Origin of the sequence: Schlesneria sp., from assembly GCF_036405755.1 — a bacterium.
Classification (GTDB): domain Bacteria; phylum Planctomycetota; class Planctomycetia; order Planctomycetales; family Planctomycetaceae; genus Schlesneria; species Schlesneria sphaerica.
Genome location: NZ_DASWWZ010000185.1, coordinates 18,487 through 28,131, shown reverse-complemented (window position 1 = coordinate 28,131; position 9,645 = coordinate 18,487). Strand labels below are relative to the sequence as shown.

The following is a 9,645-nucleotide window of genomic DNA, read 5'->3' as shown; positions in this document are numbered from 1 at the left end:
CCGTCAGTATCCCCGTTCCCAACATTGAAATCCCTCACTTCCGTCACGGAAAGAAGGGCTCAGGCGGCGTGGGTCAGGGAGAGGGAGATCCAGGACAGCCGATTGGCAAAGGGGAAGACGAAGGTGATGGCCAGGGGCAGGCAGGTGAAGATCCGGGTCAGCACATCCGCGAGGCTGAGCTGACCATCGAAGAACTGGCTCAGATGCTGGGAGACGAACTGCAACTGCCCGAGATCAAACCAAAGGGGCAGAGCACCATTAAGGCCGTCAAAACCAAGTACAACAGCATTCGTCAGACCGGTCCCGACTCGCTGCGGCATTTCAAACGGACGTATAAGCGCGCCTTGCGGCGGCTGATTTCCTCAAGCGAATACAACCCGAACCGCCCTGTCGTCGTTCCGACGCGCGAGGACGAACGGTTTCGGTCGTGGACCGAGGTCCCATTACCGCATGCCAATGCCGCAGTGATCTACATCATGGACGTCTCAGGCTCCATGACCGATGACCAGAAGGAAATTGTCCGCACGGAATCTTTCTGGATCGACACCTGGCTGAAGAGTCAGTACGACGGTTTGCAGCGACGCTATGTCGTTCATGATGCCGTTGCGCATGAAGTGGATGAAGAGACCTTCTACCGTGTTCGCGAAAGTGGCGGGACACGTATTTCATCTGCCTATGCCGAATCCAAAAAAATCATCGAGCGCGACTTTCCCCCGGCAGACTGGAACATCTACATCTTTCAGTTTTCCGACGGCGATAACTGGGGCGAAGACAACACCAGTTGCCTGAAGACGATTCAGGACGACTTCCTGCCGATTTGCAACCTCTTCTGTTACGGTCAGGTCGAAAGTCCCTACGGATCGGGAGACTACATCCGCGAACTCCGCAAAGTGGCTGGCAAGTACGAGAACCTGATCCTCTCGAACATCAAAGACAAAGAAGCGATCTACGAATCGATCCGCACGTTCCTCGGCAAAGGTCGGTAACGGGGTGGACCTGTGAGCAAATCACATCCCGGCTGTGCCCCGCAGCTCGACATCGGCATCGCATGAGTTCCCGGCAGAGGGTTGCCCTCGGAGTCCGACTTTGTCCTGACGGCGACATCGATCCATTGTTCTGCGGCAGAAGCTGCCGCTTTCTTCTCCAGACTTCTGTGAAGTGACTTCTCTGATTCTGCCGATAATACAGATGCGGCTCGCAATGAGCCGAAATTCGGAGCGGAATCAGCAACCTTTGATCATGATCGCCTCTCGCCTCAATTCTGAAGCGAGCGATCTCGTTTCCCAATTTGACCTCTCTTGTTGTCGCTGACATTCACCTGATCAAATCGCCGCTCACGGAAGAGAGCTATCGCCATGGATCTTGCCTTTTGGGGTTTTCGTCACTGGCCTTTTGACCGTACCTTCTCCGCAGATCGCTTCTACGCCAGCCAGCAGCATGATGAAGCCCTCGCGCGCATGCTGTTCCTTGTCGAAGAATCGCGTCGCTGCGGCATCGTGTCGGGGCCCGGCGGGACCGGCAAAAGCTTTCTGCTGAAGTTGCTTCAGAACCGGACAGAACGGCTGGGACGGATCACAATTCGGTGCGATGCCACGGGATTGGACGGCAATCAGCTGCTCGGACAGATCGCGCAGTCCTGCCAGACAGCGGTGGACATCGACGCTCCCCCGGCACGCATCTGGAACAGCTTGCGTGCCCGCTTTGCAGCGCTGGGATTGATCCGGCAGCCAATGGTGATCCTGATCGACCATTTCGATCTGGTCGAACCGAGTTGTCAGCAGGCCGTCTGGCGACTGCATCAGCTCGCAGACGCGGTCGGGCTCAAACTGACAATCTTGCTCGCCACGCGCGAACAGCAGATTACGGGTCCCCTGCAGGAACTGGTGGAACTGCGGATCGAAATCCATGCCTGGTCACCCGCTGACACCGCGCTGTTTATCAATCGAGCCGTGCACCACGCCGGCTGCGGACAAGCCCTGTTCAGCGATGATGCCGTCAGGATGATCCATCATCTGACAAAAGGGGTCCCCTGGGCGATCTGTTGCCTCACCAGCCACTGCCTGCTTGCCGCTCGAAGTCAGGACCAGACTCACGTGACACACGAGTGCGTTGAAGCAGTGGTCGCCGAGCTTTGGCCTCAACAGATGTCTCCGACACAGCACAAGCCGGGTCTCCGTCGAGATCACCGCCATTCGATCCGCCATGCGACTTACGCGGCGCTGACCCGATAAGGACAACTCTCGACCTCGAGACCTTTTTCTACCAAACAGAGAGCCGCAGCTCCGGTAACAGAGCTGCGGCTCTCTGTTTTCGTTCCGGTTTTTTGTCCCGGGGATCGTCTGTGTCTAACGGCCCAATCGCAGAGGCAGGGGGCGTTGGCAGACTTGGCCAGTCTGGTACTCACCCCTGTAAACTTGCCTGGCACGACAGGGGCCTTGGAATCAGTCTTCGCACCTCTGGAATTGGCTCACTTCCGGGAGCAAGCGTGCCGTCTTCCCTCGCAACGACCGGAGCAGTGGATAACACGACGCAGACATCGTTATCACCGGGCGATTCGGCAATCGGTCCTGCACGACGTCGACGGCCCGCACAGGGCGGCCTCAATGACTCGGCAGGGCGTGGGAAAGTGGATTGCTCAGAGTCGACGGATCCGATTCGCCGCCACCTCGAATGGACAAGCGGGGTGTCAGCCTGCTGACACCCCGCTCAGTTTGAGAATGAACTCTCTGTCGCTCTACCACGAATGGTCGTTTCGTCGCAGAGAGATTACGGAATCACGAAGTACAACCCGGTCACGACACCCGCCTCGACGAGAGCCGCTTCGGCGTTAAGGGGAATCTGATAGTGCAACTTGGGTGCACAATCCCCGGGTCGGTACCACCCAACGGGGTACTCATGCTTGCATGGTGGAATGATGACCATCTGGTATGGCAGCAGTCCTAACTGCACTGCAGCCCGCCCGATCGATGCGAAGGGCTGGACGATTGGATGGTGCGAGTGACCGGTTCGTTCCAATGCCGGATCTTCGAAATACAAGGGGTAGTGCCAGTAGTTTGAGGCTTCCCACGCGAGTGTAATCTGCGGAAATGCACGCTCTTCAGCCGGTTTTGGAGTGAACGTGATGTTGAATTCTTTCGCCTGCTGCCGGGCGTAGTTGCGAATATCGGCGTCTTCATCACGGTCATAATGAGGATTGATCGAACCGATCAGCCGCTCAATCGGCGTCCGGGGCGAGCCCCCCCCATCCTTCGAAAGCGTGGAGGATTTGGGGCTCGGAGTCGATTCTGATCCCTCTTCGGAGGATCGCCCATCGATTTCCCGATCTTCTTCGACATCGGCTACAGCGATCCGTACTGGCAAGGGAGAATCCGCGGCTGGGCTTGGAACCAGCTTGCTCCGTTCTTCCGGAAGGGCTGCATTCGACAGCTCGGGAAGTTCCATGACTTCTTCAATGACCTCTTGCGGGCGGCCTGGCTTTACCCAGTCCGAGTTATCCGACAGAGGGACTGCCGTCAAACGGGGAATCAACTGCCCTTCGGAAGTCAGCGGTGGCACTTCTTCCGTCGTAACCGAACGGGGTGTTTCGTTGGGCAGCGGCGAAGGAATCCCACCCGCAACACCCGAGGTGTCCGCTGGGTAGGCCCGTTTGAGTCGCTGCCACCGCTCAGTCGCCGATCGCTGCTTCAGGTCTTCCAGCATGCGAGTCGACGGCCGGAGTTCATCCTCGGCGTTGATCACTTGCCCCGCAGAGGTCACCACCAACAGCCAGGACAGCAGCGTTAACTTGCCACGGGATTTGGCCGTCGTGTTCTCGGGTCGCGTCAATCTGCTCTTTAACATAAAGAAGGTTCTCCCTCACTGTCCCGTCCTGAGTGGCCGAGTTCGGCAGAAATCGGTTGTGAGTGCCCGTGTCAGCCGAGGCGGCGGTACCGTCCGTGGTTCTACTTAGGAGATACATCGGCTGTTGAGCCTGGGTAAACCGCATCTAACGCAGATTGACATCGAGCAATGGCAAAATCTGCCGATGCACTGAAAACCCTGCTGAACAGTCTGTGAAAATTTTTCAGCAGAAGAACTGCCCAATCGCCGATTCCACACCCGCCATCGAAGAACTATTAAAGATTGGCAGCATGAGCGCAATCAACACGAACAGAATGACCCCGGCCATCACGACAAGCATCAGCGGCTCCAGCAGTCGAACCACCATTTCGAGCTGGCGATTCGTCTGCCGCTCCATTTTTTCGGCGATCCCCACCAGCACCGATTCCAGATTGTTCGCTTCTTCCCCCACCGCGATCATCTCAAGCACGTCGGGTGGAAACTGGCCACATTCCGCCAGGGGCTGAGCCAGGGAACGTCCCGAGGAAACGTGATCCGCCGCCTGAGCAATCGCCGTGCTGATCACGCGATTCCCGGTCGCGTCTTTAGCGATGTGCAGGGCGGTCAGAATCGGCACGCCATTCTTGAGCAGTGTCCCCAGCACGCGGCAGAACCGTGCAACCGCCAGACTGCGGATGACCCGCCCCACACCGACGGTCTTTAACCGAAACTCGTCCAATCGCAGTCTTCCGGCGTCATTCGAAAAGTATTGCCGAATGAAGTGAAACGCCACCGCAATCACCCCCAGCATGACCAGGATGTACTTCTGAAAGAACGAACTGGCCGCCAGCAACAGGATCGTGGCTGACGGCAACGTCCCCTCGGTTCGCATGGTTTCAAATAGAGGTTCAAACTTGGGGACAAAGAAGATCAGCATGCCGACCAGGATCAATCCCCCCACCACCACCAGAAACGCCGGATAGGCCATTGCCCCGACCACCCGACCTTTTAACTCTTCCTGATGCTCGGTGAAGTCGGCGATTCGCTGGAGCGACTCTTCCATGAAGCTCCCTTCCTCACCCGCGCGCACCATGCTGATCGTCAAATCATTGAAGACCGTGGGATGCTGTCGCATGGCTTCCGCCAAACGAGTCCCGTCAGCGACCTGGTCGCGCACTTCCTGCACCACCATCTTGAGCGTCATATGACGGGTCTGCCGAACCAGCAGATCCAGCGATCGGAGCAACGGAACGCCCGCTCGCAGCAGGTCGGCAAGTTGAGTGTAAAAGACGGTCAGAATGCGCGCGGGGACTCGCTTTCGCTTATTCGCCTGATGGGCCCGCGCCGCCTCGGCCAGAGTAATCGAAACCGGAAACAGATTCTTCGCCGCCAGCGATCCCAGCGCCTCGCGCTCTGATGCGGCAGAAAGTGTCCCTACGACCTGAGCCCCTGAAAGTTCGCGGGCGATATAGCGAAATTCTGCCATGGAATGACGACTTCTTTAAAACGCGGTCGATTCTCGAGATCCCTGGCATCGACTGCCGAACGTCAATAGACCAACAGCCGAGTTGTCCCGCAAGATCGAAATGCGGCGGCAACGGCGAGTCGCCACGAGAATTCGATCCCCTTCATCTGCGATTCAGTTTGGAACCGCAATCCAGCGTCAAAACACCTCCTGCAAGACGATGAGTCGTCCACACCGGGAGCCATTCTGGCCCGTGTTTCTTTAACCGCCTGGGTAGCACTCACGACAAGGCCTTCTCGAATTCGGTTGCGGGTTCGATCGCTGCTGTTCCGGCGGCTGATACGCCTTCCCGTGAGATCTTGGTGAGCAGGATCTCCTGCGATGCAGGACTGCTCAGGCCCTCAGAGCGGGGCGAGAAGCGCCGTCCCAGAGATATCCAAGAAATTGAGGAAACGGGGCGTGGATCACACCCTGGTGAAGAGCAATCGAGGCTCCGTCACTCGCGGCCCTGGAGTTTGCGGGATCCACTGGAACCACCCGCATTCGGCCCCGGAATGGCGCGGTGCGAAAGTACTGGCCTACGAGTTTCCCCGCCTTCCCCTCAGCCGTCCCATGCAGACTTACAGAGGTGGGGCATCGCCCAGACAGCGGGCTATCGTGTGAACGAGAGCCCGCTGCTTGAGCGTCAGTCGATTCTTACAGGTCTTTCCCGTGTGTAGCGAGGTATTCAGCGACTCCGCTGGTGGAAGCCTTCATACCGGGTTTCCCCTTGCTCCAGCCCGCCGGGCAGACTTCGCCATGCTGTTCGGTGAACTGCAGCGCGTCGATCATGCGCAGCATCTCATCGACGTTTCGTCCGAGCGGCAGATCGTTCACGACCTGGTGACGGACGACACCCTGCTGGTCGATCAGGAACGAGCCGCGGAAGGCAACACCGGCATCGCAGAACTCGACATCATAAGCACGGCAGATTTCGTGCTTGATGTCCGCAATCAGCGGATACTGAACCTGACCAATACCACCGTCATTGACGGGGGTGTTCTTCCACGCGAGGTGTGTGAACTGAGAATCGATCGACACCCCGATGACTTCGACACCACGCTGCTTGAACTCGTTGAGTCGGTGATCAAACGCGATCAGTTCCGAAGGGCAGACGAAGGTGAAATCGAGCGGGTAGAAGAAAATGACCGCGTACTTTCCCTTGATCTCTTTGGACAGGGAGTAGTCACGGATTTCGTTGTTACCCATCACTGCGGTGGCAGTGAAATCTGGAGCTGGTTTACCGACGAGAACGGCCACAAGAAATTCCTTTAAGGCGGGGTTAATGAGAAGCGCGCAACCACCAAAAGCAGGCAGCACGCAGTAAAAGCAGGACATGGGAGCGTAGCGACCTGACCAGTTCCCGGCAAATCACCATAGCGTTCCTGCACTGATTCCGTTTGAGTCACGGACAGCGAGAAGATTCGGTTTTCCACAGAACCAGCTACCCCTGTCAGATCAAACCTCCCTCTAAAGGACACGAGCCTACGGGGTGGGATACCAGAAAACAGGGACGAAGCACCGACTGAACATCGACTTTGCTGCACGCAACCCGCGAAAGCAGTCGGAGTGACGGTCCTGTCCTCGCCAACAGACGCATCCGGCCGCGAGGAAACCCCACGCGAATCAAACGCTCTCCACTCCCAAAATTGCGGCTACCCCACTTTAGACGGATCCCAGATTGAGCCAGTTGACGATCCCACTGAATCGTCAACTTTCGAGCAAGCACGTAACTCAAGGATTGCTGGAAGAACGGCCCTTCGCGCGGGAGCTACCGATCGGCTTTTTCGAGTTCGAATTCGTTTTGCCGCTGCCGACTTTTCCCACCAGTTGAGCGAGCGCTCGATCGACCACTTCGGGATCGGGAGCCCCATTGAACTGATACCGGATGATTCCCTGATGATCGATCAAAATAATCATGGGAAAACCCGAGAGTTGCCATTCAGTGGCGATGGGGCCGCCTTCACCATCCGCCCAGCATTTCCAAGTGACTTTCTTCTCTTCGATCAACTTCTGCAGCACACCGTCCCGGTCGCAGTTGACGCCGAGCAGAATATACGGCCTGTCTCGCTGCTTCTCGACCATGATCCGTTCCAGAGGGTACATCTTGGTGCAATGAGGACACCAGTCTGCGAAGAAGTCGAGCATCACGACCTTGCCCCGGTAGTCACTCAGTTTGAACTCGTTCCCCTCGGCATCCCTCCCGATGATTTCCGGGGCTTCAGCGCCGATCGACAGATGCAATTCTGCGAACAGCATTCGTTGAGCGTCTTCAACGATCGGAACGTCACGAATCATGACCTCGCTGAATTCATTCACGATTCGCTCCAGCAATCGAACTCCTTCTTTCTTAGGAGCACTCTTGTCAGAGGCAATCAGAGATTTCGCGAGGAACAGGCAGGCGATTCCTTGAACGTCTTTGTCCGTACTTCGGTTGATCACTTCAGAAAGAAATGCTTTCGTCGAGGCCAGCTCAAACGTCCCTGCCAGTACCACCGCCGTGACAATCGACTTTTCATCGAGGTGATCTCGCAGGAGTTGCGTCGTCACCTGCTGCATGGGCGACGTGGCCGTGGACTCAGGGAAGTATTGCCGCAGCATTGCCAGCGACAGTACGAGAGCTTGATAAGCAGCAGGTGTTTTCGGGTTTTCACTGGCAATCTTGATAAGTCTCGGAACATCTCGGCGCGCGGGGTTATTCGAGGTGATAATCTTCTGCACCTCTTCCGCGGTCTGAGCCGTCTTCAGTCGAACCTCAAACTCTTCGAAGCTGCGCTGATATTCATCTTGGATGACTTTGACTTTGGGATCGAGATCTCCCAAACTGAAAACAGTGTCATCAGCTCGACCCTGCCGATTTACTTCCGCAAGACTCAGAACAGAATCTTTGACCTGCGAAGTCAGTTCGATCAGGTGCTGAATCGCCAGCGCGAATCCGAAATCAACGTCCCTCGTGATCCACGAATTAATGCCGATGACTTTGCCCGAACGAGAAAGCAAAGGGCCGCCACTGTTTCCCGAGAAGATTGTCGCACTGGTCTGAATCCAAATCTGGTCGTCAGGACACTCCATTTGACGACGTAGATCTGCGGGCAGATCTGACGTCTTGTGAATGGCACTGACAATCCCTTCTGTTGCAGTAAACCGAAGACCTCTGGGATGTCCCATCGCTACGACTGACGCCCCCTGCTGAACGTCCAGGCTCGGAGCTAATTCCAGAGGAACCGCGTCGGGGGGGACTGATTCCAGTTGAACAATGGCGATATCCCGCTTTGAATCGAAAGCGCGATACCCCGAGACAGGTACCCGCACACCATCGCGGAACTCGGCTTCGGCTGTCGCCCCTTCTTTCATGACGTGAAAGTTGGTCGCGACCAAGCCGTCCCGACTGATCAGAAATCCGCTTCCCAGTCCGAGATTTTGACCATTATTATCTTTGATACGCAGCAGGACCAAACCCCGCCCGGCACGATCCGTTAGAACGCTCAGATCGAGATTTCCGGCTGGCGCCACTCCGTTGGCCAGTGGTGAAGTGACGACCGCATTGATGGCTTCCGGGGACGCCCCCCCACTGAGGGGAGGTGCCGTACCCGCGACCGCGTGCTGAACTCCCGTCGGCGCGGATCCAACGCCAGGTCCTGCTGAATGGGTACCACCCGGAACGAGTTGGGGCTGGTTCATTGCCCCAGTAGTCGTTGCGGCGCCCAGCGACGGCCCCGAATTGTTTGTCATTTGGGCAGCACCTGCCGGTGCTGCCCTCACGCCGGCGGGAACAGGTGGCACAATGGCAGTTACCTGACCAGGATTCACAGTTCCCGCGTCTCCTCCGCGACGGGTCGTCCAGTAAATACCACCCACAATCAGGAGTCCTGCAATCGCTGCCGCACCGACGATTGCTGGCAGATGATTGCTGGATTGCTTGTTCGGTTTCTTTCCCCGCCGCGCCGACTTTGACGGGAGTCGATGTGCGCTGCGTGAGGACTTGCGGCGTGGCTGTTCTTCGAAATCACTCAACTCCTGATCATCGAGTGCGAAATCCTCACCCTCTGCAAACTCAGGCTGCGGAACCTTCACCGTGGCACCACAACGGGGGCATTTGACGGACCGGCCGTAGTGCTTTTCTCCGACTCGCAGGGACGTATCACATTCAGTACAGCGAATTTTTGTCGTCATAACAGATGGTTCGTAGGGAAAAGGTGGCCGCCAGTGTGCACGCTTTGGCCCGCTATCAATCTCGGATTGCGGGAAATTCAGCCCCGACGACTGATTTATTTTGCAACACAAGAACTTAACAAATATCCCGCTGAGGCACCCACGTCAAG

Annotated in this window: 6 protein-coding genes; 2 read left to right on the top strand and 4 right to left on the bottom strand. The window is 56.9% G+C overall.

Annotated elements, in window-relative coordinates:
* Both VGE80_RS06235 and VGE80_RS06230 read left to right on the top strand, forming a co-directional pair.
* A partial coding sequence (locus tag VGE80_RS06235; protein ID WP_440592054.1) for a DUF444 family protein occupies positions 1 to 986 on the top strand: 986 nt, incomplete at its 5' end.
* A 369-nt stretch (positions 987 to 1,355) separates the two neighbouring features.
* Positions 1,356 to 2,231, top strand: coding sequence for an AAA family ATPase (locus VGE80_RS06230; RefSeq protein WP_440592053.1), 876 nt, complete (start codon positions 1,356 to 1,358; stop codon positions 2,229 to 2,231).
* A gap of 535 nt (positions 2,232 to 2,766) precedes the next feature.
* Here the strand turns inward: VGE80_RS06230 and VGE80_RS06225 are convergent.
* The 4 genes from VGE80_RS06225 to VGE80_RS06210 all read right to left on the bottom strand — a co-directional run bounded on the left by VGE80_RS06225 (position 2,767) and on the right by VGE80_RS06210 (position 9,496).
* Entirely contained in the window at positions 2,767 to 3,840 is a 1,074-nt protein-coding gene (locus tag VGE80_RS06225) for a hypothetical protein (RefSeq protein WP_440592052.1), read from the bottom strand.
* A 223-nt stretch (positions 3,841 to 4,063) separates the two neighbouring features.
* Positions 4,064 to 5,305, bottom strand: coding sequence for a type II secretion system F family protein (locus VGE80_RS06220; protein WP_373649728.1), 1,242 nt, complete (start codon positions 5,303 to 5,305; stop codon positions 4,064 to 4,066).
* Positions 5,306 to 5,980: 675 nt separating this feature from the next.
* Positions 5,981 to 6,583 (bottom strand): peroxiredoxin, encoded by a 603-nt coding sequence (locus VGE80_RS06215; RefSeq protein WP_373649727.1) that lies wholly within the window; start codon positions 6,581 to 6,583, stop codon positions 5,981 to 5,983.
* A 474-nt stretch (positions 6,584 to 7,057) separates the two neighbouring features.
* Complete coding sequence (locus VGE80_RS06210) at positions 7,058 to 9,496, bottom strand: trypsin-like peptidase domain-containing protein (RefSeq protein WP_440592051.1); 2,439 nt, start codon at positions 9,494 to 9,496, stop codon at positions 7,058 to 7,060.
* Between the last annotated feature and the right edge of the window lie 149 nt (positions 9,497 to 9,645).